General features: G+C 71.8%; 23 protein-coding genes. 10 read left to right on the top strand and 13 right to left on the bottom strand.

What is annotated here, in order from left to right; translation table 11 throughout:
• Positions 1-84: 84 nt before the first annotated feature.
• The gene (locus GUI43_RS01765; RefSeq protein ID WP_112697711.1) at positions 85-771 is read left to right on the top strand and encodes a TetR/AcrR family transcriptional regulator; all 687 of its coding nucleotides are present in this window, start codon (positions 85-87) and stop codon (positions 769-771) included.
• Between the two features lie 92 nt (positions 772-863).
• Here GUI43_RS01765 and GUI43_RS01760 read toward each other — a convergent pair whose 3' ends face one another.
• Positions 864-1,328 (bottom strand): GNAT family N-acetyltransferase, encoded by a 465-nt coding sequence (locus GUI43_RS01760; protein ID WP_208646763.1) that lies wholly within the window; start codon positions 1,326-1,328, stop codon positions 864-866.
• Positions 1,329-1,505: 177 nt separating this feature from the next.
• Positions 1,506-2,363: an SDR family oxidoreductase gene (locus GUI43_RS01755; RefSeq protein ID WP_112602540.1), complete on the bottom strand. Its 858-nt coding sequence runs from the start codon at positions 2,361-2,363 to the stop codon at positions 1,506-1,508.
• 96 nt (positions 2,364-2,459) lie between these two features.
• On the opposite strand from GUI43_RS01755, the gene GUI43_RS01750 reads away from it, so the two are divergent.
• On the top strand, positions 2,460-2,855 hold the full coding sequence (locus GUI43_RS01750; RefSeq protein ID WP_196924914.1) for a winged helix-turn-helix transcriptional regulator: 396 nt from the start codon (positions 2,460-2,462) through the stop codon (positions 2,853-2,855).
• On the opposite strand, the gene GUI43_RS01745 is transcribed toward GUI43_RS01750, so the two are convergent.
• Positions 2,852-3,808 carry a DMT family transporter gene (locus GUI43_RS01745; protein WP_112697707.1) on the bottom strand — a complete coding sequence of 319 codons (957 nt, stop codon included), beginning with the start codon at positions 3,806-3,808 and terminating at the stop codon, positions 2,852-2,854. The genes GUI43_RS01750 and GUI43_RS01745 overlap by 4 nt on opposite strands.
• Here GUI43_RS01745 and GUI43_RS01740 point away from each other — a divergent pair.
• Entirely contained in the window at positions 3,807-5,195 is a 1,389-nt protein-coding gene (locus GUI43_RS01740; RefSeq protein ID WP_112697705.1) for an aminotransferase-like domain-containing protein, read from the top strand. The genes GUI43_RS01745 and GUI43_RS01740 overlap by 2 nt on opposite strands.
• 42 nt (positions 5,196-5,237) lie before the next feature.
• On the opposite strand, the gene GUI43_RS01735 is transcribed toward GUI43_RS01740, so the two are convergent.
• Positions 5,238-6,200 (bottom strand): AraC family transcriptional regulator, encoded by a 963-nt coding sequence (locus tag GUI43_RS01735; RefSeq protein WP_112589756.1) that lies wholly within the window; start codon positions 6,198-6,200, stop codon positions 5,238-5,240.
• Positions 6,201-6,621: 421 nt separating this feature from the next.
• Here GUI43_RS01735 and GUI43_RS34420 point away from each other — a divergent pair, with 421 nt between their 5' ends.
• A complete protein-coding gene (locus GUI43_RS34420; protein WP_244220659.1) occupies positions 6,622-7,284 on the top strand; it encodes a hypothetical protein in 663 nt (220 codons plus the stop codon).
• A 234-nt stretch (positions 7,285-7,518) separates the two neighbouring features.
• The gene (locus tag GUI43_RS01725) at positions 7,519-9,030 is read left to right on the top strand and encodes a CehA/McbA family metallohydrolase domain-containing protein (protein WP_112697703.1); all 1,512 of its coding nucleotides are present in this window, start codon (positions 7,519-7,521) and stop codon (positions 9,028-9,030) included.
• Positions 9,031-9,122: 92 nt separating this feature from the next.
• Here the strand turns inward: GUI43_RS01725 and GUI43_RS01720 are convergent, their stop codons facing one another.
• Positions 9,123-9,725 (bottom strand): MarR family winged helix-turn-helix transcriptional regulator, encoded by a 603-nt coding sequence (locus GUI43_RS01720; RefSeq protein WP_112697701.1) that lies wholly within the window; start codon positions 9,723-9,725, stop codon positions 9,123-9,125.
• A 115-nt stretch (positions 9,726-9,840) separates the two neighbouring features.
• Here GUI43_RS01720 and GUI43_RS01715 point away from each other — a divergent pair, with 115 nt between their 5' ends.
• From GUI43_RS01715 to GUI43_RS01705, 3 genes are all read left to right on the top strand, one after another.
• Positions 9,841-11,412 (top strand): LLM class flavin-dependent oxidoreductase, encoded by a 1,572-nt coding sequence (locus tag GUI43_RS01715; protein ID WP_112697699.1) that lies wholly within the window; start codon positions 9,841-9,843, stop codon positions 11,410-11,412.
• A 64-nt stretch (positions 11,413-11,476) separates the two neighbouring features.
• Positions 11,477-12,097, top strand: coding sequence for an ArsR/SmtB family transcription factor (locus tag GUI43_RS01710; RefSeq protein WP_112697697.1), 621 nt, complete (start codon positions 11,477-11,479; stop codon positions 12,095-12,097).
• Positions 12,094-13,359, top strand: a complete 1,266-nt coding sequence (locus GUI43_RS01705; RefSeq protein WP_112697695.1) for an MFS transporter — start codon at positions 12,094-12,096, stop codon at positions 13,357-13,359. The genes GUI43_RS01710 and GUI43_RS01705 overlap by 4 nt, the downstream gene beginning before the upstream one ends.
• Before the next feature lie 181 nt (positions 13,360-13,540).
• Here the strand turns inward: GUI43_RS01705 and GUI43_RS01700 are convergent, their stop codons facing one another.
• The 5 genes from GUI43_RS01700 to GUI43_RS01680 all read right to left on the bottom strand — a co-directional run bounded on the left by GUI43_RS01700 (position 13,541) and on the right by GUI43_RS01680 (position 17,045).
• The gene (locus tag GUI43_RS01700; protein WP_112589738.1) at positions 13,541-14,236 is read right to left on the bottom strand and encodes an alpha/beta fold hydrolase; all 696 of its coding nucleotides are present in this window, start codon (positions 14,234-14,236) and stop codon (positions 13,541-13,543) included.
• Between the two features lie 40 nt (positions 14,237-14,276).
• A complete protein-coding gene (locus GUI43_RS01695) occupies positions 14,277-14,657 on the bottom strand; it encodes a VOC family protein (RefSeq protein WP_112589736.1) in 381 nt (126 codons plus the stop codon).
• Between the two features lie 75 nt (positions 14,658-14,732).
• Positions 14,733-15,332: a DUF4291 domain-containing protein gene (locus GUI43_RS01690; protein WP_112697693.1), complete on the bottom strand. Its 600-nt coding sequence runs from the start codon at positions 15,330-15,332 to the stop codon at positions 14,733-14,735.
• 100 nt (positions 15,333-15,432) lie between these two features.
• Positions 15,433-16,470 (bottom strand): SMP-30/gluconolactonase/LRE family protein, encoded by a 1,038-nt coding sequence (locus GUI43_RS01685; RefSeq protein ID WP_112697691.1) that lies wholly within the window; start codon positions 16,468-16,470, stop codon positions 15,433-15,435.
• 152 nt (positions 16,471-16,622) lie between these two features.
• Positions 16,623-17,045, bottom strand: coding sequence for an MmcQ/YjbR family DNA-binding protein (locus GUI43_RS01680; RefSeq protein WP_112697689.1), 423 nt, complete (start codon positions 17,043-17,045; stop codon positions 16,623-16,625).
• Positions 17,046-17,193: 148 nt separating this feature from the next.
• Between GUI43_RS01680 and GUI43_RS01675 the strand changes: the two genes are divergently transcribed.
• Positions 17,194-18,996 (top strand): acyl-CoA dehydrogenase, encoded by a 1,803-nt coding sequence (locus GUI43_RS01675; protein WP_112697687.1) that lies wholly within the window; start codon positions 17,194-17,196, stop codon positions 18,994-18,996.
• 16 nt (positions 18,997-19,012) lie between these two features.
• Here the strand turns inward: GUI43_RS01675 and GUI43_RS33655 are convergent, their stop codons facing one another.
• Positions 19,013-19,189: a hypothetical protein gene (locus GUI43_RS33655; RefSeq protein WP_167457781.1), complete on the bottom strand. Its 177-nt coding sequence runs from the start codon at positions 19,187-19,189 to the stop codon at positions 19,013-19,015.
• Positions 19,190-19,285: 96 nt separating this feature from the next.
• On the bottom strand, positions 19,286-20,005 hold the full coding sequence (locus GUI43_RS01670; protein ID WP_112697686.1) for a polyamine aminopropyltransferase: 720 nt from the start codon (positions 20,003-20,005) through the stop codon (positions 19,286-19,288).
• A 129-nt stretch (positions 20,006-20,134) separates the two neighbouring features.
• Here GUI43_RS01670 and eccB point away from each other — a divergent pair, with 129 nt between their 5' ends.
• A complete protein-coding gene (gene eccB / locus GUI43_RS01665) occupies positions 20,135-21,520 on the top strand; it encodes a type VII secretion protein EccB (RefSeq protein ID WP_112697684.1) in 1,386 nt (461 codons plus the stop codon).
• Positions 21,521-21,632: 112 nt separating this feature from the next.
• On the opposite strand, the gene GUI43_RS01660 is transcribed toward eccB, so the two are convergent.
• Complete coding sequence (locus tag GUI43_RS01660) at positions 21,633-22,238, bottom strand: class I SAM-dependent methyltransferase (RefSeq protein WP_112602530.1); 606 nt, start codon at positions 22,236-22,238, stop codon at positions 21,633-21,635.
• Between the last annotated feature and the right edge of the window lie 30 nt (positions 22,239-22,268).

Here is a 22,268-nt window from a genome sequence, read left to right as displayed (position 1 = left end):
GCGTGACTCGTTCGCTGCGCGTCGGCGCCATCCGTGCGGCGACGACACAAATCGGGAACGGCGTTTGCGGTTTACAGTGGATCAGTGAGTGACACAGCCGCGAGCGGCCCCGACCGGCAGCCGATCTGGAGCAGGCCCGAGCGCGGCAGCCGAGGCCCCGCTCCGGCGCACAGCCGGGACGCCATCGTCGTGGCCGCCATCACCCTGGCCGACACCGAAGGGCTGGCCGCGGTGTCGATGCGCGCCGTGGCCGCCGCGCTCGGCACCGGCGCCGGTTCCCTCTACCGCTACCTGTCGTCCCGCGACGACCTGCTGGACCTGATGACCGACCGGGCCGTGGGGGAGCTGCGCCCGTACCCGCAGGTGGAGGGCGACTGGTCGGAGACGATGGTGCTGCTGGGGCGCCGGCAGTTGGCGGTGTTCGGTGCCCACCCGTGGCTGCTCGACGTGATCCACCGGCCCTCCGGCATCGGCCCGCAGAGCCTGGCCTGGTTCGACAACTGCATCCGGATCCTGGAACCCGTGCGCTGCCCCGTCGCCGCCAAGTTCGAGACCATCGCGATGATGACCGGCGTGGTGAGCCTCTTCGCCCGCCGCGAGTCCGCCGCCGGGGCGTTCAGCTTCGCCGGAGTGGACCTCGCGGCGTACCCGCACCTGGTCGCGGCGTTCAGTCAACCCTCCGGACCGGCACCCCGGGCGGACCTCGTCGAACGGACCCTGCGCAGTCTGCTGACCGGCCTGCTGCTCGGGGATTCGACCGAGGCGGGCTGACCGCCTCCGGCGTACCGGTGGAGTCTGCCGTTCTTCGAACGCCGCCTTGTCGGCGGCGGAAGCGGGACGCGGGAACGCCCCCACCCGGGCGGTCACGTCGCGGTGGTGAGATATCGGCGGTAGCCGTGAGCGGACTGCGCGAACCCGATGGACGCGTAGAACCGGTGGGCGTCGACACGCGCGGCGTTCGACACCAGTTGGACCTTGTAGCAACCGGCCGCCGTCGCCTCGTCGAGCGCCGCCAGCATGAGGGCCCGGGCGACGCCCCGACGGCGCCAGCCGGGCGCGACCACCACGTTCTCCACCACCATGTACGGTCGCGCGCCATGGGTGAGGTTGGGGGCGACGAGGGTGTCCAGGGTGCCCACGAAGGTGTCCCCGGCGACGGCCAGCAGGAGGCGGCGGCCGGCTTGGGCGTGCAGGTCGCGCCAGGCGGTGGCGAGCCGAGCGGTGTCCGGCCGTGCGTCGTCGGGAGCGAGTTGCCACAGCACGTCGAAGACCAGCTCGGGGTCGTCCTGCGCCACGGCGGCGCGGACGACGAAGTCGCCGCCGCTCACCGGGCCGACCCCGCAGTGTCCAGGCCGGACCGCAAAGCGTGCCGACATGGTGACCCGACGGGCCGGGAGAGCTGCTCATCGACGTGCCTCACCATGCCGTCGAGGATACGTGTGGGGTTCAGCGCGTGGCGGGCGACGGCGGCTGGGCCCCGCCGCCCGCTTCGGCGATGAACCCGGTCAGGCCCGCGCGGCCCGGATGGCGTCGCGCAGCGGGGTGCTCGGCCGGCCGAGCAACCGGCTGAGGTCGTCGCTGTCGGTTGCCAGCTCGCCATTGGCGATCGAGTGGTCGAGCGCGGCGACGAAGCCGGCGGTGCCCGCGTCCAGGCCGACGTTCTCGAGGGCCGAGGCCAGCTCGGCGGCGGACATGTCCTGGTGGACGACGGTGGTGCCGGTCACCTCGGTGACGGCCTCGGCCAGCTCGTCGAAGGTGAACGCGGTGCCGCCCAGTTCGTAGACGGCGTTGCCGTCCTCCTCCCGGGTCAGCGCGGCCACGGCCGCCCCCGCGTAGTCGGCCCGGGTCGCCGCGGAGATCTTGCTGCCGCCGGTGGCGCCGAGGATCGTGCCGGACCCCAGGTACTGCGGGAGCTGGTCGGTGTAGTTCTCGGTGTACCAGCTGTTGCGCAGAACGGTGTAGGTCAGACCGGACGCGGCGAGGACCTCCTCGGTGGCCTTGTGCTCCGGGGCGAGCGGGTTCGCTGTGGTGTCGGCCCTCAGGATGCTGGTGTAGACGAGACGCTCCACCCCGGCCAGCTTGGCGGCGTCGATGACCGCGGTGTGCTGCGCGACGCGCTGACCGGGAGTGTCGCCGGAGATGAGCAGCAGGCGGCGTACGCCGGCCACGGCGCCGGGCAGCGTCGACGGGTCGTCGTAGCTGGCCTTACGGATCTCGACTCCGCGTGCGGCCAGGTCGGCGGCCTTCTCCGGGCTGCGGACGATGGCGGCGATCTCGGCGGCGGGTACGCCGCTGTCGAGCAACTGCTCGATCACCAGGCGGCCCAGCCGGCCGGTGGCGCCGGTGACGGCATAGGTGGGCATGGGAACCTCCGGAGGGTGGGAACAGATAAGTAAGCACTTACGAATCTACAGCACTAACCGATAGGCGGCATGAGATAGGCTGGTGAGGTGAGCGACATGCCGGCCCAGGACCCGGCGGGGCCTACCCAGGAATTCGTCAGCGATGTCTTCGCGCGGGGTTGCACCTCCCGTGCGGCCTTCGAGGACGTCACCTCGAAGTGGGCCTCGCTGGCCCTGTTGGCGCTCGGCGAGGGCCGCTACCGGTTCAACGCGCTGCGTCGCCGCATCGACGGGGTCAGCGAGCGGATGCTCTCCCAGACCCTGCAGACCCTCGAACGCGACGGAATGCTCACCCGCGAGGTGCTCACCGCGATCCCACCGCGCGTCGAATACTCGCTGACACCGCTCGGCGCCCGGGTCGCCGAGCAACTGCGTGGCCTCGCCGATCTGCTGGAGGCCTCGGTGCCCGAGTTGCAGACCGCCCGCGACAGCCGCGAGCGCGACCGGGGCTAGGACGCTCCCGCGCCGGCTTCGCGTCGCGCCACGACCGTCCGTGGGCTCTGGCGGATGCGCTGGCTCGCCACGACGCATCCCAGCACCACCAGCGCCGCCGCGATCGAGGCGGGGGAGACCACCTCGCCGAGCAGCAGCGCGGACCACCCCAGGGTCAGCACCGGCTGGGCGAGTTGGACCTGGCCCACCTGCGCTATGCCGCCCCGGGCCAGGCCCGCGTACCAGGCGAAGAAGCCCAGGAACATCGAGACCCCGGTGAGATAGCCGAACGCCGACCAGCCGAGAGCGTCGGCCCGGGGCGGACTGGCGGCGGCGGCAACGGCCGTGATGGGAACGGTGATGGGCAGCGCGAGCAGCAACGCCCAGCAGATCGTCCGAGCGCCGCCCAACTCGCGGGCGAGCGCGCCGCCCTCGGCGTAGCCAAGGCCGCAGAGCACGACCGCTGCGAGCAGGAACAGGTCGGGCAGGGTGAGGGCCCCGCCTACCGCGCCGCTGGCGCCAAGAAAGGCGAGCACCGCCAGCAGTCCGCCGGCGCTCACGATCCAGAACAGCGGCGGCGGGCGTTCGCCGGCCCGCAGCACCGCGAACACGGCCGTCATCGCGGGCAGCGCGGCGATGACGACAGCGCTGTGCGCGGAGGTCTGGGTGAGAAGCGCCATCGAGGTGAACAGAGGAAAGCCGACGATGACTCCGAGGGCGACGATCGGCAGCCGTTGCCACTGACCGCGGGTAGGCCGCGGTGCGCCGGTGACACGCAGGTACGCCCATGCCAGCAGCCCCGCGCCGACAGCCCGGCCGAAGGCGACGAACCAGGGGTCGAGTTGCTGCACGACGATGCGGGTGGCGGGAAGCGACAGGCTGAAGCCGAGCACGCCCAGGGCGCCGAGGCCGAGCCCGAAGATCCGATCCGCTGTTACCGTGGTTCTGGCAGTAGCGCTACTCTTATCCCTCATGGAAAACGGTAACGCAGCTCAGCGCGTTATCCAAGATCTGCGGAGTCTCGCGGCCGCCGCCGGTCCCGGTGCGCGGCTGCCCTCGGTACGCGAGCTGACCGCCCGACATCAGGCCTCGCCGGTCACCGTCGCCGAGGCGATCCGTCAGTTGGCGGCCGAGGGGCTGATCGAGGCGCGACCCGGCCGAGGCACCTTTGTGGCCACTCCTCCGGACGAGCCGGGCGTACCCGACCTGTCCTGGCAGACCGTCGCGCTCGGGCCCCGCCGGTTCGGTCAGGATGAGATGCAGGCGCTGTTGGCGCTGACGCCCGCCGGAACGATCCCGCTGTCCGGTGGCTACCTCCACGCGGACCTACAGCCTGCGGCTGCGCTCGGCGCCGCCCTCACCCGAGCCGCCCGCCAGCCCGCGAGCTGGCAGCGTGGGCCCATCGAGGGTCGCGCGGACCTGCGCGCCTGGTTCGCCCGCGAGGCCGGGGCGGGGCTGCACGCCGAGGACATGGTGATCTGCCCCGGTGGGCAGGCCGCCCTGTCGTCGGCGTTGCGGGCGCTCACCACGCCCGGCGACGCCCTGCTCGTCGAGTCGCCGACCTACCTGGGTGCCCTGGCCGCGGCCCGCGCGGCCGGACTGCGGGTGGTGCCCGTGCCGGCTGACGCCGACGGGGTACGGCCCGACCAACTCGCCGCCGCGTTCGCCCGCACCGGCGCCCGGCTCTTCTACTGCCAGCCCCTGTACGCCAACCCGCACGGCGCGACGCTGGCGGAGCACCGTCGGGCGCAGGTCGCCGAGGCCGTACGCGACGCCGGGGCGTTCCTGATCGAGGACGACTACGCCCGTGACCTCACCATCGACGATCCGGCTCCGCCACCACTGGCCAGCGATGATCCCGACGGTCACGTCATCTACCTGCGTTCGCTGACCAAGTCGACCGCCCCCGGGCTGCGCGTCGCCGCCATCGGAGCCCGTGGCCCGGCCGGGGCGCGACTGCGCGCCGCCCGGCTGCTCGACGACTTCTTCGTCGCCGGACCACTGCAACAGGCGGCGATCGACTTCCTCACCTCTCCGGCGTGGTCGCGGCATCGCCGGGCACTGCGCATGGCCCTTCGGACGCGCCGTGACGCGTTGCTGACCGCACTACGCCGGCATCTGCCGAGCCTTGCTCCACAGTCGATCCCACGTGGCGGCATGCATCTCTGGGTGCGCCTCGCCGACGGCACCGACGACGGGGCACTGGCCGCTGCCGCGGCGGCCGAAGGCGTCGCCGTCTTTCCGGGCCGGCCCTGGTACGCGGCCGAACCCCCGGCCCCGCACCTACGCCTCACCTACGCGGCAGCCGCACCCGAACTCATGGACGAGGCCGTTCGACGCCTCGCCCGCGTCCTCCGGTGAACACCGGGCACGCCGGGCTGGTTGACGTCCTGAGCGCGGGTCTCAGGTGTTCAACGTCTCGCGCGGCGGCACACCGAAGCTGGCGTGGTACCGCGCGGTGAACCTGCTGTGGCTGGCGAATCCCCACCGACTGGCGATCGCCGAGACCGTCTCCTGGCGCGGGTCGGCGCGTACCAGGTCGTGGTGTGCCCGGACGAGCCGGATCCGACGCAGGTAGGCCATCGGGGTGGTGCCGAGGTGACGGCGGAAGGCGAGTTGCACGGCCCGGAGGGAGACGCCGGCGGCGCCGGCGATGTCGGCAGCGCTGATGTCCCGGTCGGCGTGCTCCTCCAGAAACGTGATCGCCCGTCGCAGCGTGGCGGTGGTGGCGTCGTTCCGGTCCGCGGCGGTCGGTTCGGTGAACGCGGTGTTGGGGAAGACCGCGAGCGCCGCCGCGGCCAGCATCCGGGCGGCGTTGCCGATCACGAGCGACTGTGCCCCGGCGGCCGGGCTGTTCAACACGACTTCGCGGACGAAGCTGGTGGTGTTGCGCCACTGCTGGGCGAGGGCAGTGCTGGCGGCGCTCAGCTCGGTGAACTCGATCCGACCCGGCCGACGGGCCGGCGCGGTGGTGGCCACCTGCGCCAGCACCGACAGGTCCAGTACGCAGAGCTCCACCTCGCCGGGATGCCAGTGGACGGTGCACGGCTCCTCCGGCCTGGTGACGAGGAAGACGTCGCCGGGGCCGAACCGGTGGGCCGATCCGGCGCAGGAACGATCGCCGTGCGCGGTGCGGTTGTGAGCGATGACCAGCCCGCCGAGGGTACTGGCATCGATCTCGAGGTGCCCGGTCTGGCGGGTGGTCGCGAGCGCGAAGGGGCCGGCGTCGACGCGGTGGTGGGTGAGCCGGTATCCGTTCCTGCTCTGAATACGCAGTTTCGGGTCGTACGTGGCGGACAGGAATTCCTGGATCGTCGCCGGATCACGGCTGTCGAACTCGTGGGTCTGCACTGGCGATGACGTCATCCGCTGTCTCCGTCCGGTGGAGGTGCCGCCGGGTGCTGGAACGGGTGCCGACGGCAGGTTCGGGACGTGCCGGGGTGCTCGGCGGTGACCCGGCACATCGTTGGCCGGCGGTGCGGTGGGATGGAACGTCGCGAGCGGGACGGCAGCGACCGGTTGAGCGTGTCGGATCTGGTCTGACCATTAAGCGACTGAGACGCAATATCTGTAGATGGGAATGTCACCATACGACAATCACCGACGCGCCGTCCTGCGAATCACTGTGCTGTGTCGGCAGCTCGACTTCGTTTTCCGGCTAGCGCGCCAAATGGTTCTACGTCTGCTGTCCTAGCCACCCTCGTGGCCGACAGCGAAATCTTGTTCATGATTCGTCGGAGGACGACCCGGGTCACTGCCGGGAGGCCGACCCACGGAGGGGGAAGCGTTGGACAGTACCGATCCTGACCGCGTCGTTCGGCTGGCCGTCGCCGAGGCGCTGGCCCGGGTGGCGGACGAGGACAGCCTGGGTCTGGGCGAGGGAGACGCGCTGGAGAGGCTCGGGCGTGGGCTCCGTGAGGTGCTGCGCCGCGCACTCGACGACCGGGTGCCAGTGACCACACCCGAGTTCGTCGACCTCTGCCGCGACCTGGGTCTGCACCGTGACGCCTTCGACCTGCTGGGGCACTATCTGATGACCGCGTTGCTGACCCAGCACGTCGGACCGGACGCCCTGATCCGCGTCGGGGTGCTCTTCGGCACCGTCGGGCGCTACCTGCCCGGTGCCCGTCCGGTGGCCCACCACAACGAAAGTCCCGCGGCACGGCGACGCGACGTGCGCTCGGACAACAGCGTCGTCGGTCGGTACCGCCGGACCAAGCTGCCGGAGCACCTCCCCAACCCGCCGAGCTGGACCTGCACCGGATGCGGCCGAGAGTGGCCCTGCGCCACCAAGCAGAGCCAACTGCTCGCCGAGTTCGGTGGCGCGCGCGCCTCCCTCGCGGTCTATCTCGGTTCCTGCCTCGTCGCCGCCGCTGAGGACCTGCCCACGTTGCCGCTGCCCCGGGTCCGGCTCCGATTCCTGGGCTGGCTGCCGCGCGCCCGGATCTGACCGGGTCGTCGACGGGCACCGGTCGCCCGGTGCCCTGAACCGGACAGCTCGCTGCCGGTGCCGCCTGGACACTGCGCGAGCACGGGGTGACCCGCTGCTGCCCGACCCGGCGTCGCCCGCAGGTCGGGGCAGGGTGTTCATCGTGCGCACCCGCTGCGTACGGCGGTTGTTCACCGCCTTCTCCGAGGCTCCTTGATCGAAAGAGCATTCGCTTGATCGAGGAGAGGCTCTCAGGTGAGAGACAAGCATCCCGAAGAGACCGAGCACGCGCAGCTGTCCCGGCGCAAGCTGGTCAAGTACGCGGGCGTCGGCGCGACGCTGGCCGCGGCCAGCCCACTGGTCGGGGCCGGCGCGGCCTGGGCCGACGAGGACCGCCGGCCGGGTGACGACGACAAGACCGACCGGGGCAACTCCAAGAACCGGGCGTGGCGTGCGGGCGACCACCACATCCACTCCGAGTACAGCGGCGAGTTCGACACCACGAAGTCCCCGATCGTCTTCCACAAGGGCGCGGACGCGGTCTACCCGATCGTCACCAACGCCATCATGGCGAAGAACTTCGGCCTGACCTGGGCGATGTGCACCGACCATGGTGGACCGACCCACTCGAAGGTGAACATCGAGCAGGCGTACCCCGACCTGCTGCGGTCGCGCAAGCTGGTCCCCGAGGTGCTCCAGTTCTGGGGCATGGAGTTCGACGCGCCCTCGCTGGACCACCACACGCTGATGATCCCGCGCCACGAGGACGAGGCGAAGCAGCTCTTCGAGCTGGAGAGCCGGTTCGCCAAGTACGACGCGTTCCCCACCGACCCGGCCCGCGACACCGAGGCCAAGATGGTGGAGTTCCTCAAGGTCGCCCGGGGCATGCCACACAAGCCGCTGGTGATCGCCCACCACGCGTCCCGTTCGGCGCCGGGTCTCGGCGTCTACGGCCAGGACACCCCGCGCGAGTTCCGCAACGGCAACAACGCCGCGCCGGACGTCTACATCGGCTTCGAGGGCGCGCCCGGTCACCAGGCCGGCCCGCTCAACGGTGGCAAGCGGGGCGGCTACGGCAACCACCCCACCTACGGCGGCTTCGACCAGATGACCGCCCGGGTCGGCGGCCTGTGGGACTCACTGCTCGGCGAGGGCCGGCGCTGGTGGATCACCGCGACCTCGGACTCGCACGTGCACTGGACCCGGGGCGGCTCCGACTTCTGGCCGGGCGAGTACAGCAAGACCTACGTGCATGCCCGCCAGGACTACGGCGACATCATGGACGGTCTGCGCAACGGCCGGATCTGGGTCACCACCGGTGACCTGATCCGCAGCCTCGACGTCACCGCCACGTCCCAGGGCAGGACCGCCGAGGTGGGCGAGACGATCACGGTGAGCCGTCGTGGCCGTACCGATGTCGAGATCGAGATCACCTTCCGCCCGCTGGGTGGGGTGAACGCGAACGGCGACCGGCCCGAGGTCCGCAGGGTCGACCTGATCGTCGGCCAGATCACCGGCCCGAGCGCCAGCCTGGACGCCGACACCAACCCCACCACAACTGTGGCGGCCCGGTTCGGCCCGCGCGACTGGCGTCGGCAGGGCGACAGCTACGTCATCCGGCACACCTTGCGCAATGTCGAGGCGGACACCTACGCGCGGGTGCGTGGCACCAGCACCGACGAGGCCGAGCCGCTCGCCGACGGGCTGGAGAGCCCGTGGGACGACCTGTGGTTCTACTCGAACCCGGTGTTCGTGCACGTGCGCTGATCGAGCTCGGTAGCGACATCACGGGCCTGTCCGGCACCGCTCGACGGACGACGTCGGGCGGTGCGGGGCGGCCCCGCCCCGCCGCATCCAGATCAGTCGGGCCTGCTGCGGCGGGCTCGGGGGGTGGCGGTTCGCCCGCTCCGCGCCGTCGCGGCGCCGGTCCGGCGGGCAGCGGGCGCCGCCGTCGCCGAATCGGCCTGCACCTGTGTCACCACCTCGCAGAGGTCGCGCAACGGGTCCACCGCCTGGGCCGAGCAGGCGACCTTCTGGAGCAGTGACCGCAGCGTCGCCGACTCGGCTGAAGTGAGCGCCCCCAGCAGGTGCGACTCGACCTGCCGCAGTGCCAACCGCCGCTGCTCCCACGCGGCACGGCCGGCGTCGGTGACCTCGACCAGCCGGTTGCGTCGGTCGGCCGGGTCCGCGCGCCGGGCGACGAACCCGGGCCGCTCCAGGTCGTCGATCAGGTACGTGAGGACGGTGCGGTCGATGCCGATCTCCTCGGCGATCGCGCCCTGGTTTCGAGCCGGCCCGTTGCAGGCCGCGGTGAGCAGTTGGTAGCCGCGCGGGCCACCGGGAAAGTCGGTGAGCGCGTGCTCGGCCGCCCGGACGTAGCCGCGGAAGACGATCCCGAGCATCCAGCCCAGGTCGTCGTCGAGCGGATCGGGCCGGTCCGGCCGGTGAGTGGCACCCGTCATGCCCCGACAATAGCGCAGTGACTCAGACCTTGTTGGCAGCAGATGTTCTGTGTGGCATAAGGTTACGGTTGCGACGCATCGTCCGAGGCGTCGGGGGAAATCGGGAGGCTCGCAGATGAGCGACTACGGCCACGACCTGGTCTTCGGCTCCTTCGTCACGCCCAGTGCTGACAATCCAGGCCGTGCGGTCGGCGTCGCCGTCCTGGCCGAGCAGGTCGGGTTGGACCTGGTCACCTTTCAGGATCACCCCTACCAGCCGGCGTTTCTCGACACCTGGACGCTGCTGAGCTTCGTGGCGGCCCGCACCAACCGGGTGCACCTGGCGGCGAACGTGACGAACCTGCCACTGCGTCCGCCGGCGGTGCTCGCCCGCAGTGTGGCCAGCCTGGACCTGCTCAGCGGTGGCCGGGTCAACCTCGGCCTCGGGGCGGGGGCGTTCTGGGATGCCATCGAGGCGATGGGCGGCCGGCGGCTGACCCCCGGCCAGGGCGTACGAGCGCTGGAGGAGGCCATCGAGGTCGTCCGTCAGCTCTGGGACGTCGAAACGCGTGGCGGAGTGCGGGTCGACGGCGAGTTCTACCGGGTCGTCGGCGCCAAGCGTGGTCCCGCTCCGGCACACGCGGTGCCGATCTGGCTGGGTGCGTACAAGCCCCGGATGCTCCAGCTCACCGGTCGTCGGGCCGACGGTTGGCTGCCCACGCTGGGCTACCTCCAGCCCGGTGACCTGACCAAGGGCAACGCGATCATCGACGACGCCGCGCAGCAGGCCGGCCGATCCCCGCGGGACGTGCGTCGGCTGCTCAACATCGCCGGAGAGTTCTCGACCGTCGGGCGCGGTCCGCTGAACGGGCCCGCCGAGCAGTGGGCCGAGGAGCTGGCCGAACTGGCACTGGAGGAGGGGGTCGGCACCTTCATCCTGGGCAGCGACGACCCCGACGACCTGCGCCGCTTCGCCGGCGAGGTGGCCCCTGCCGTCCGCGAGCTGGTCGCCGCCGAACGTGACCGGGGCGCGACTCCGGAGCATACGCCGGAGCCGGAGCCGGTCGTTGCGCCGCCGGTCCGGGCGAGCCGCGCCACCGCGACCGGTGGTGCGTTCGCCGTGGTGCCGACCCCGGACGACGGCGTACGGCGAAGCGAGCAGCAGGTGTGGGACGAGTCGACCCGGCCGACCGGGCCCGCGCCCGACCCGGAGCGCACCTACACCCCGCAGGAGCAGGCCACCGGCGCGCATCTCGTGCAGATCCACGACGGCCTGCGCGCCGAGCTGGCCCAGATTCACGACCTGATCGAGCAGGTGGCGGCCGGCGAGATCGACGCCGGCGCGGCGCGGTCCCACATCAACACGATGACCATGAGGCAGAACCGGTGGACCCTCGGCGTCTACTGCGAGTCGTACTGCCGCATCGTCACCACCCACCACACGATCGAGGACCAGTCGTTCTTCCCCAGATTGCGGGCACGTGACCCCCGACTCGGCCCGGTGGTCGACCGGCTGGAGCAGGAGCATCACGTCATCCACGACGTGCTGGAGGGTGTCGACCGGGCCCTGGTCGCGTACGTCGGGTCTCCGGACGGCCTGGCCGAGCTGCGGGCCGCGGTGGACCTGCTGACCGACGCCCTCCTGTCGCACCTCAGCTACGAGGAGCGGGAGCTGGTCGAGCCGTTGGCGCGGTTGGGCATCGCCTGATCAACGCGCCGGAGGCGGTGGCTCGGGGTTGCCCCGATTCAACCTGAGAGACTACTCTCGAAACATGTCTCTCAAGAATCCGTATGGGGATTTCGAGATCAGCGAGCCGCAGGCGCTTCGGGCGTTGGCCCACCCGGTCCGGCTGGCGATCCTGGAGCACCTTCAGCGGCACGGCCCGGCCACGGCCACCGGGCTCTCGCCGCACGTCGGCGCCACACCGTCGGTGGTCAGCTGGCATCTGCGGCACCTCGCGACGTTCGGCCTGGTCCTCGACTGGGACGGTGCCACCAGCAAGCGGGAGCGCTGGTGGCAGGCGGTAGCCCGAGGCTTCCGCTTCACGGTGCCGGAGGGCACCGAGGGGCAGTCCGCCAGCCAGCAGCTACGCGGCGAGATGTTCGCCCGCAACGCCGACGCACCCCAGCAGTGGCTGTTGCATGAGGAGCCCCGACTGGACCCCGAGTGGCGCACGCTGGCCGGCATGGCCGACACGCGGTTCGTGGCCACCGCCGACGAGCTGCGGCAACTGGAGGAGTCCATTGAAGAGCTGATCGCCCCGTACGTGCGGCGCAAGGAGGGGTCGGCTCCGCCCGACGCGCGGATCGTCCGGATGCTGCGCTACCTGCTGCCCGAGCTGGGGGACGAAGCCCCGGCCGAGCCCGGCGACGACGAAACGGCCACGTCGTGACCGCCGCCACCGACGCCGCCACCGACCCCGGGCCCCCGCCGGCCCTGCACCGTGACCGGCGGTTCCGCACCTTCTGGATCAGCGAGACGATCTCCCACTTCGGCGATCGGATCAGTGAGCTGGCCCTACCGCTGATCGCCGTAACCCTGCTCACCGCGACACCCGTGCAGGTCAGCGTCCTCACCGCGCTGATCTGGCTGCCCAACCTGCTGGGCCTGTTCCTGGGCGCCTGGGTGGACCAGCGCACCCACAAGCGGCGACTGCTGATCATCGCGGATCTGATCCGCGCCGCGGTGCTGCTCAGCTTGCCGGTGGCCTACCTGTTCGACGCGATCACCCTCACCCAGCTCTACCTGGTGGCACTGCTCACCGGCTTCGGCGCGGTGCTCTTCGCGATGGCGCGTCAGGCGTTCTTCGTCGGCCTGGTGCCGCGATCGGCGTACGTGGACGCGAACAGCAAGCTGAGCATGAGCCGCTCGCTGTCCTTCATCGCCGGCCCGGCCGTCGGCGGTGGGCTGGTCCAGGCGCTCAGCGCGCCGGTCGCGATCGTCGTCGACGCGGTCTCCTTCCTCGGCTCCGCGCTGCTGCTCAGCCGCATCCCGGTGACCGAGCCCCCGCCCCCGCCGCGTCGGACGTCCACTCTCGGCCTGGTCCGCGAAGGGCTCGTGCTGGTGCTGCGGCACCCGGTGCTGCGGGCCGCCCTCGGCTGCACCAGCACTGTCAACTTCTTCACCTTCATCGCCGGCGCGCTGCTGGTGCTCTACGCCAGCCGCGAACTCGACCTGTCAGCCGGCGCGATCGGCATCGCCCTCGGTTTCGGAGCGCTCGGCGGATTCGCGGGCGCGGCGCTCGCACCTCGGATCTCACGCGCCATCGGCCTGGGCCGTACCGCCATGATCGGCGCGGTGCTCTTCCCCGCGCCGCTGGCGCTGACCGCGCTGGTGTCCGGACCGACCTGGACGAAGGTGGCCATGCTGGCGGCCATCGAGCTGGTCTCCAGCGTCGGCGTGATGCTGATGGACGTGAACCTCAACGCCCTGCTCATCGCCGTGACACCCGAAGACGCGCTGGCACGCCGGGCCGGTGCCTACAGTGCCGTCAACTACGGCATCCGACCGCTCGGCGCGCTGGTCGGCGGTGCGTTGGGCACCACCATCGGGCTGCGACCCACCCTGGCCATCGCCGGCCTGGGTGGCGTGCTCGCCGTGCTGTGGTTGCTCGCGTCACCGGTGCGCCACATCCAGACCCTCGACGCCGCCTGAGGGCTGCGGCGGCGCTTGACCGCGCCGCGGTGGGCGGCACCCACCCGGACGAGCGACATACCTCAGAGTCATGAATATGCCACTGAGGTATACCGCTCGTTGGACTGACCGTGCGGCTGCCCTGTCAGCAGCTCGCTCCGCGTCGGTCCGGCCCTGCCGGCCCCGGGTCAGGCGGCGCGGGTCAGGCGGCCTCGGCCAACAGGATCCGGGCCAGCTCGGCGGGCTGGGAGAACATCGGCCAGTGGCCGGTGCCCATGGTGACCAACCGCCAGTGGTCGCTGGTCAGCAGTTTCGCCACCGTGTCGTTGGGCTCAGGCCCGTCGAGCAGACACTTGACGTACGTCGCCGGCAGTTCACCCAACGGCCGGGTCAGCACGGCCGGCTCGGTCAGCGTGGCCCCCGGATGCGGCGTGGAGCCCTCGATCAGCCGGGCGACCTGCTCGTCGGTGAGACCCTGACCGTCGAGGTCGGCCGCACCCAGCGGAGCCCAGTAGCCGTTGTTGCCGGCGATCTGCGCCTCGAAGGCCGCCTGACCCTGCCACCAGCCGGAGGCGAACGACCCACCGTCGACCGGCACCTCGGAGTCCACGAAGACCACCCGGGCCAACCGCTCGCCGATCCGCTCGGCGGCCTGACCCACCGGAATGCCCGAGTAGCTGTGCCCCACCAGCACCACGTCGCGCAGGTCGCCGCGCTCGATCTCGTCGACGATGTCCTGCACGTGGGTCTGCTGCCCGGCGGGCACACCCCGCTTCTCGGCGAGGCCGGAGAGGGTCAACGCGTGGGTGCCGTGGCCGGCCGCCCGAAGTGGTGCCACCACCTCGTCCCATGCCGACGATCCCAGCCACGCCCCCGCCACCAGTACGAATTCAGCCATGGGCGGGACCCTAGCCGCACCCTCCGACAGCCCCGGTGCGTCAGGACCAGGTGCGGGCCTCGGCCGCGAACACCTCCGGTGGACTCTCCACCGGAAGCACACAGAGCAGGTGGCCACCGGGCGCCCGCAGGATCCGGCACTCCAGCCACTGCGCCACCTCGGTGGCACCCAGGGCCATCAACCGTTCGGTCTCAGCAGGCACGTCGTCGGTCTCGATGTCGAGGTGGAAGCGCGGCGTATCGTCGACCGCCTGGACCGCGGTGACCAGCCCTGGCAGCGCCTCGTGCAGGCCGACGAACTGCGGCTCGGCGGGATCGGACCGGGTGCTGACGCCGAGCGCCGCCGACCAGAACTCCGCCGCCCGGGCGGCCTCCGCCTTGGGAGCGTCGATCAGTAGCGCGTACACGCGGCTTCGGTGCATGCCGGCCAGGATATCGAGAATGTGAATGTGTTGCTGGACGGCGCGTGGCATCCGAGGGCCGTTGACCGCGCGGACTCAGCCGGTGGCGTCGAGGTGGGCCGCGATCTGCCTGGGCAGCGGATAGCTTCGTTCGGCCGGCAGGTGGTCCGCGGCCGCCCGCACGTCCTTGGCCCGCACCAGTTCCCGTAAGCGGTGGACAGTGGGGGTGATGTCCGTGACGCTGACCGTCCAGTCGTCGACGTACCGGGCGACGGCTTCGCCGGACAGTCCGACCTGCAACGACCGGTGGGGCAACGCGCTCAGGTGCAGTGTCCGTTCCGGATCCCACTGCACCCGTACCGGGCTGGCCTTGAGTTGCTGCGACCACGTCGCCCGGTCACCGTGCAGGCCCTGGTCGTAGTGACTCAGACAGGCTCGCGCCAGCGCCCACTCGAAGCCCTCCCGCGTGATGTCGATGGACAGCACGCGCTCCTGCCCGGGCTTGGTGGCCCAACCGCAGCGGTACATCATCCACAGGAACGACGGCTTGATCCAGGTCATCCTTTCACGCTTGAAGGGGGCCACGAAGCGACCGGCGGCCACCGCCGGCAGCGCGATCTCCGGTGGGTACGCCTGGTACACGGTGATCGTGTCGGCCGAGAATCGAGCACGGATCTGGCGGGCAGGAACGGACACCCTGCGATCTTCACCCATCGGACCGCACCCTCTCCACCGGGATTTCGTACCCCGGCCGGGGGAGACCCGGTGCGGATCCGGCGGCTGCCGGATTGAGCACTCAGGCGTGGTCCCGGGCGGGCGGCCCGATCCCGACGGGCATCCGGTAGATCTGGACCGGGTATTCGACGGTCGAGACCCCGCCGTTGAGCCCGGCGGTCAGGTGCAGCTGGGCCGCCGGCATCCACAGCCGGGCATCGGCGTCGAGCCACATCGCGTCCACCCAGGCCAGTCGGGGGTCGGCGACGAGCGTCCGTAGGCCGCCGTCGGGTGCGAGGACGAGGACGCGCCGTCGTTCCAGGTCGCTGAGGTAGATGCTGCCGGCGGCGTCGATGGCCGTGCCGCCGGTGCTGGGTGTGTCACACCAGCGTTCGACCCTCCGGGCCAGCTCGTCGGCGGGCACCGACGGGTCGTCCAACCAGCGGGCGGCGATCCGGGACATCCCGCCGGAGGCCGGCTGGTAGTAGAGCCAGCGACCTTCCGGTGACACCTCCAGCTGGTCCGCGTGCAGGCGTACCTCGGTGCCGTCCGGGTCACGCAGCGCCCGACCGTCGGCGACCACCGGGCCGCCCGCCGTGCTCGGATGCCCGTCCAGCACCCGTCTCGCCCGACCGGAGTCGAGGTCGAGCACGATGAGGCCAGCCGCCCCGGCGTCGCTGAAATACGCCACCCGGCCGTTGAATCGGACGTCGTCGACGTAGCTGCCCGGGTGCACCGCCTCGTCGAGGTGGTAGACCCGCTCCACCCGGTCGTCGTCCGGATCGACCGCGATCAGCCGAGCACCGCCCGGCACCTGCGCGCCGCCAATCCGCGGCGAACCCGAGTCGACGATCCACAACCGACCATCCGGGCCGGCGCGCAGCCCGTTGACGTGCACGAACGCCCCGCTCGGCGGCTGGTCGGCGCGGTTCCACGCGGCGTCGGGGTAGGGGACACGACGGCCGTCCGGCAGCGCCTCCACCACCTGCACGCCGGGCCGATCCGCCGACGGGTAGCTCAGGAACACCCGCCCGCGCACTGTGGTCACGCCCGTGCACACCCGGTCTTCCTGGAACACCGGCGTCAACCGGTGATCCTCCTCGGTGGGCAGCGACGACATCGACCTGCTCCTCACCCGCCCGGCGGCGCCTCGGCTTCAGCCGGTAACCGACGGCTACGGCCGTCCGGCGCGGTATCCCCGGAGCGTGCCGGCCGAAACCGCCGGTCGCAGGACCCGCCGGCGCTCAACCGGCGGCAGGGTGCCCTCGGCGCTCAGTCAATCGGCGGTGCCGGGGGGCCGACCCGGGCGGCGAGCCGCTTCGGGGCCATGACGCAGTAGCTCTCGGTGAGCAGCTCACCCACCTCCTCCCAGTCGGTGTTTCCGTCCAGGACCATGCCCATCACGTTCGGGCTCCAGTCCGGTTTGTAGAAGGGGTGCCCCGTGGCGAGGAGCCCGGCGATCTCGTCGAGTGGCGACCGGAAGGTCAGCAGGCAGGCGGGCTGGTCGACTGCGGCAGCCCGCGCGTGCACCGGCTGGCGATCGGGGTCGACGGTGAGCACATGGGCGATGGTCCGCTTGCGGATCCGCCAGCGGATGCCCACCCAGGCGGGCTCCTCGTAGGTCTCCGGCAGCCCGAGACAGATCGGCCGCAGCCGGTCGAGGACCTCGGGCGGGACGTCTCCGGGTGCGGTCACGGACAACGACGCTAACCGGTCGGTGTGACAAGTTCCGCTCCTCGAACGCCGCCCGGGCCGGTGGTGCCCGCCCTGCCGATCCGCGAGGATGGGCGGGGCGGCAGTGGGCCGTCGCCCCGGCCCGACCCCGTGCCCGCTGAGGAGTGCCGTGCCGTCAACCCTGCTCTCCCGCCGTGACCTCGACTTCCTGCTGCACGAGTGGCTGCGGGTGTCCGAGCTCGTCGAGCGCCCCCGCTACGCCGAGCACTCGCGGGAGACCTTCGACGACGCCCTGGATCTCGCCGAGCGGGTGGCCACCGAGCAGTTCGCCCCGCACAACCGCGCCGCCGACCTGGCCGAGCCCACCTTCGACGGGCAGCGGGTGCGGCTGATCCCGCAGGTCCGCGCGGCGTTGGACAGTTTCGCCGAGACGGGCCTGCTCACCGCCGGGCTGGACGCCACTGTCGGTGGCCTGCAACTGCCGCACGCCGTCGCGGCCGCCTGCTTCACCTGGTTCCAGGCCGCCAACGTGGCCACCTCGGCCTACCCGTTCCTCACCCTGGGCAACGCCAACCTGCTGCTGGCGCACGGCAGCCCCGAGCAGGTGGACACCTACGTCCGGCCCATGCTGGACGGCCGGTTCTTCGGCACCATGTGCCTGTCCGAGCCGCACGCCGGCAGCTCGCTGGCCGACATCACCACCCGCGCAGAGCCGCAGGCGGACGGCATGTACCGGCTCTTCGGCACCAAGATGTGGATCTCCGGTGGCGACCACGAGTTGGCCGAGAACATCGTCCACCTGGTGCTGGCGCGCATTCCGGGCGCGCCGCCCGGGGTCAAGGGCATCTCGCTGTTCATCGTGCCGAAGGTGCTGGTCGGCCCGGACGGGTCGCTCGGCGAGCGCAACGACGTGGCGTTGGCCGGGCTCAACCACAAGATGGGGTTCCGGGGCACCACGAACACCCTGCTCAGCTTCGGCGACGGCGCGCACACCCCGGCCGGCCGCGCCGGAGCGGTCGGTCACCTGGTCGGCGCGCCGCATCAGGGCCTGGCGCAGATGTTCCACATGATGAACGAGGCCCGGATCGGGGTCGGGGCGGGCGCCACCGCGCTGGGTTACACCGGCTATCTCAAGAGCCTGGCGTACGCGAAGGAGAGGCCGCAGGGCCGGCCGGTCGGCGCGAAGGACCCGGCCGCCGCGCAGGTGCCGATCATCGACCACCCCGACGTACGACGGATGCTGCTGGCTCAGAAGAGCTACGTGGAGGGGGCACTGGCGCTGGTGCTCTACTGCGCGCGGTTGCTCGACGAGCAGAAGACCGCACCGGCCGAGACCGACCGCGAGCGCGCGCACCTGCTGCTGGACGTGCTCACGCCGATCACGAAGAGTTGGCCGTCGCAGTGGTGCCTCGCCGCCAACGACCTGGCGATCCAGGTGCTCGGAGGTGCCGGCTACACCCGCGACCACGACGTGGAGCAGCACTACCGGGACAACCGGCTCAACCCGATCCACGAGGGCACCCACGGCATCCAGGCACTGGATCTGCTGGGGCGCAAGATGATCATGCAGGGTGGCGCTGGTCTCACCCTGCTGACCACGACGATCGGTGACACGGTCGAGCGGGCCCGCAAGGTCGGGGGAGAGGCGTCCGAGTTCGCCGACCGGCTGGCCGCCGCGGTGGACCGGGTCACCGCTGTCACCCGTCGACTGTGGGCCGACGGTGACCCGGTGCTCGCGCTGGCCAACGCCAGCGCCTACCTGGAGGCCGTCGGGCACGTGGTGATCGCGTGGATGTGGTTGGAGCAGGTGCTGGCGCTCCCGGCGGAGAGCGCCGGCGACGCGTTCCACGCCGGCAAGCGGCAGGCCGCCCGCTACTTCTTCACCGTCGAGTTGCCCCGGACCGGCCCGCAGTTCGACCTGTTGGAGAGCCGGGACCGAACCACGCTCGACATGCGCCCGGACTGGTTCTGACCGGCCCCGCCGCCCGTCACCGTCGGCGGGATTGGTGGTTCATTGCCTGCCGCCCCTTGACGACGCCCCAGACGATCACGATCACCAGCGCGATCACACCGATGATGATCAGCCAGCGGGCCGCCTCGAGAATCAACCCGAGCAGGATCAGCACGCCGGCGACCACGCCGACAACCCAGAGCAGTGCACGCATGTCGACCTCCCGTAACCGGCCGCGCCTGGTGCGGCCGGCCCGGCTCCTCGTTCCCCGTCCGGCCGACACCATGCGCGATCGGCCTGCCGGAGTCGATCAGGGGCCGGTACGCGCCACGTAGACGGTGTTGGCCGACTCCCCGCCTGTCAGCGGGTTGGCGAACGGCACGACATGCGCGCGTACGCTCGCGAACACCTCGGTGAGCGCGGCGGTGAACTCGGCGTCCGGCGGGTCGTCCGACCAGAGCGCGAAGACGCCCTCGGGGCGCAGCAGGGCGGCCAGGCGACGCAACCCGGCCGGCGGGTAGAACGCCGCGTGGCTGGGGTGCAGGACGTTACGCGGGGAGTGGTCGACGTCGAGCAGCACCGCGTCGAACCGCCGGCCGGGCACCTCGGTGTCGAAGCCGGTGTCACCGGCCACCGCCGCGAAGAAGTCGGCCTGCACGAAGCGGGTCCGGGGGTCCTCGGCGAGCCCCGCTGCGAACGGCAGCAGCCCTCGTTGGTGCCAGTCGATCACGTCCTCGATCGCCTCCACCACGAACAGTGAGCGCACCCGGGGGTCGCCCAGCGCCGCGCAGGCGGTGTAGCCCAGCCCGAGACCGCCGACCACCACGTCGAGCGAGTCACCGGCCACCTCGGCGAGGCCGAGCCGGGCCAGCTCGATCTCCGCGACCGGGAAGAGGCTGGACATCAGGTACTCGTCGTCGAGCTTGACCTCGTACACCTCGACCTGGAGTGCCGGGTCCCGGCGTCGGCGCAGGCTGATCGCGCCGATCGGGGTCTCCCGCCAGGCCAGCTCTTCGAAACGCGCGCCCACGGGTGCCCTCTCGCCGCCGGATTCGTCCACGGATGGTACCGGTTGCCCCGCGACGGGCGGCCACGCAGGGTCCACGGGACATCGACGCAGCGCATATCCTGTGCCCGGCCGATCCACCGGAGGGGACTCATGCCGTCGCGGCAGGACCAGCTGCACTCCTACCAGTTCAGCGTCCAACGGGCAGTCGCCGCCCTGGTCATGCGGGAGACCGACCCCGCGCAGTCGCCGTTTCGGCGGCTGGCCGGCGCCGGTCTGGCCAGCGTCCTGGTCGCGGCGATCGGGCTCGGCGGTTTCGCCCTCTACGGCCTGTTCGCCGGCGGCGGGAAGGGGTGGCGTGACCCGGGCGCGGTGATCGTGGAGAAGGAGTCCGGCGCCCGGTTCGTCTACCGCGAGCAGAAGCTGCACCCGGTGCTCAACTACGCCTCGGCGCTGCTCATCGTCGGTGCGGACCGCTCGAAGACCGTCTTGGTGTCCCGACGCACGATCGACGGGGTGCCGCGCGGGCTGCCGTTGGGCATCGCCGACGCACCCGACTCGCTGCCCGCCCCGGGCCGGCTGGCCGCCACGGCGTGGACGGTCTGCTCGACGGTCCCGGCCGGTACGGGCGTCGAGGCGCCCCGCTCCGCGTTGCTGATCGGCACCGAGCCCGACGGCGGTCGACCGTTGGGCGATGACGCGCTGCTGCTGCGCCACCCCGACGGCGGGCTGCACCTGGTCTGGCACCAGCGCCGCTACCTCGTCCGTGATCCGAGCCGGGTGCTGGCGGCGCTCGCCACCACCCGGGCCCAGGCGGTCCGGGTGGCGCCGGCACTGCTCAACTCGCTGCCCGCCGGCACCGACCTCGCCCCACTCGACCTGCCCGCGCTGGGTCGGCCCGCCACCCGGGTGCCGGGTGCGGCGATCGGCACTGTCTATCTGGTGAGCAACTCCGGTGGCGGCAGACAGTACGCGGTGGCGCTCGACGCCGGCCTGGCCGGCATCACCGAGTTGCAGGCGGGGCTGTTGCTGGCCCGCACCGGGCAGGTCGAGCCGGTGCCGATGACGTTGGGCCGGTTCGCCGCGCTGCCCACGGTGCCCGACCTCGCCCCGACCGGCCCGAACGCCCCGCCACCGACGCCGCCCCGGCTCGCGGCCGGCGACGGCGGGGCGCTCTGCACCCGCATCGGCGACGACGGCGGGGTTGGTGAGGTGCGCTGGGGCGTACCGCTGCGGGACCTGACGGCCGTGCCCCGCACCGCGCCGACCGGCGGAGCGGTGCTGGCCGACCACGTGGTGGTGGAGCCGGGCCGCGGCGCGGTGGTCGAGGCCGCCGCGGCGCCCGGCGCGACCGGCGGCGCAGTCTCCGTGGTCACGGACCTGGGCCGACGGTACGTGCTGGCCGACCGGGAGGTGCTCCCGATGCTGGGCTACCGCGACGTGCGGCCGGTGCGTCTACCGGCCGGGCTGGTCAGCCTGGTGCCTGCCGGCGCCACCCTCGACCCGGCCGCCGCCCGCGCCGTCGCCGCCCCGGACTGAGGGCGACCCGCCTGCCGGCGGTGAGGCGTGCCGGCGGTGATCAAGAGGTTTGCGTCAGAACGTGGCGCGAGCCTGACGCAAAGCTCTTGATCGCCGGGAAGCAACGCGGTGCTCAGTCGGCCGGGCGGCGCAGGACGGTGACCGCGAACGGGGCGTCGTCGCGCCACGGGCGCAGGTCCCAGGTGGCGAAGCGCTGCTCCACGCGCAGACCGGCGGCCACCGCGTCGGCGTCGAACGCGGTCAGCGGGTAGCCGCGCTCAGTGCCGAAGCCCACTGTCAGCACGCCATCGGGTCGCAGGTGCGCTGCCACCCGGCGCAGCACTTCCGGTTCGGTGCCGACGGCGACGAAGGCGAGCACGTTGCCGGCCAGCACCGCCGCGTCGAACGGTTCCGCCTCACCCAGCGCCGGTAGATCCAGCTCGGCGAGGTCGGCGACCAGCCACGTCGGGCCGGGATAGTCGGCGCGGGCGGCATCCACCAGCGCGGGGTCGGCGTCCACCCCGACCACCGTGTGCCCGCGCTCGGCCAGCGCGGCACCGACGCGGCCGGTGCCGCTGCCGGCGTCGAGAATGCGGGAGCCGGGCGCGACGAGGGCGTCCACCAGTCGGGCCTCGCCGGCCAGGTCCGCGCCCTCGGCCACGAGCTTGCGGAACCGGTCGATATACCACTGTGAGTGCTCAGGACCGGTGTCGGTCGCCCAGCGGGTCGGGTTGGCCATGAGGCCACCGTATCCGGGTTGGTGGGGGCC

The organism is Micromonospora noduli, from assembly GCF_003264365.1.
Taxonomy (GTDB): domain Bacteria; phylum Actinomycetota; class Actinomycetes; order Mycobacteriales; family Micromonosporaceae; genus Micromonospora; species Micromonospora noduli.
This window is presented reverse-complemented; position numbering and strand designations above follow the sequence as displayed.

Bases quoted from the DNA above. Each gene is read 5' to 3' on its own strand.
- GUI43_RS01715 (WP_112697699.1), top strand. From the start codon at position 9,841: ATGAGCGACTACGGCCACGACCTGGTCTTCGGCTCCTTCGTCACGCCC.
- GUI43_RS01660 (WP_112602530.1), bottom strand. From the start codon at position 22,238: ATGGCCAACCCGACCCGCTGGGCGACCGACACCGGTCCTGAGCACTCA.
- GUI43_RS01695 (WP_112589736.1), bottom strand. From the start codon at position 14,657: ATGCACCGAAGCCGCGTGTACGCGCTACTGATCGACGCTCCCAAGGCG.
- eccB (WP_112697684.1), top strand. From the start codon at position 20,135: ATGCCGTCGCGGCAGGACCAGCTGCACTCCTACCAGTTCAGCGTCCAA.
- GUI43_RS01700 (WP_112589738.1), bottom strand. From the start codon at position 14,236: ATGGCTGAATTCGTACTGGTGGCGGGGGCGTGGCTGGGATCGTCGGCA.
- GUI43_RS01710 (WP_112697697.1), top strand. From the start codon at position 11,477: ATGTCTCTCAAGAATCCGTATGGGGATTTCGAGATCAGCGAGCCGCAG.
- GUI43_RS01685 (WP_112697691.1), bottom strand. From the start codon at position 16,470: ATGTCGTCGCTGCCCACCGAGGAGGATCACCGGTTGACGCCGGTGTTC.
- GUI43_RS33655 (WP_167457781.1), bottom strand. From the start codon at position 19,189: ATGCGTGCACTGCTCTGGGTTGTCGGCGTGGTCGCCGGCGTGCTGATC.
- GUI43_RS01750 (WP_196924914.1), top strand. From the start codon at position 2,460: ATGCCGGCCCAGGACCCGGCGGGGCCTACCCAGGAATTCGTCAGCGAT.
- GUI43_RS01745 (WP_112697707.1), bottom strand. From the start codon at position 3,808: ATGAGGGATAAGAGTAGCGCTACTGCCAGAACCACGGTAACAGCGGAT.
- GUI43_RS01735 (WP_112589756.1), bottom strand. From the start codon at position 6,200: ATGACGTCATCGCCAGTGCAGACCCACGAGTTCGACAGCCGTGATCCG.
- GUI43_RS01740 (WP_112697705.1), top strand. From the start codon at position 3,807: ATGGAAAACGGTAACGCAGCTCAGCGCGTTATCCAAGATCTGCGGAGT.
- GUI43_RS01720 (WP_112697701.1), bottom strand. From the start codon at position 9,725: ATGACGGGTGCCACTCACCGGCCGGACCGGCCCGATCCGCTCGACGAC.
- GUI43_RS01755 (WP_112602540.1), bottom strand. From the start codon at position 2,363: ATGCCCACCTATGCCGTCACCGGCGCCACCGGCCGGCTGGGCCGCCTG.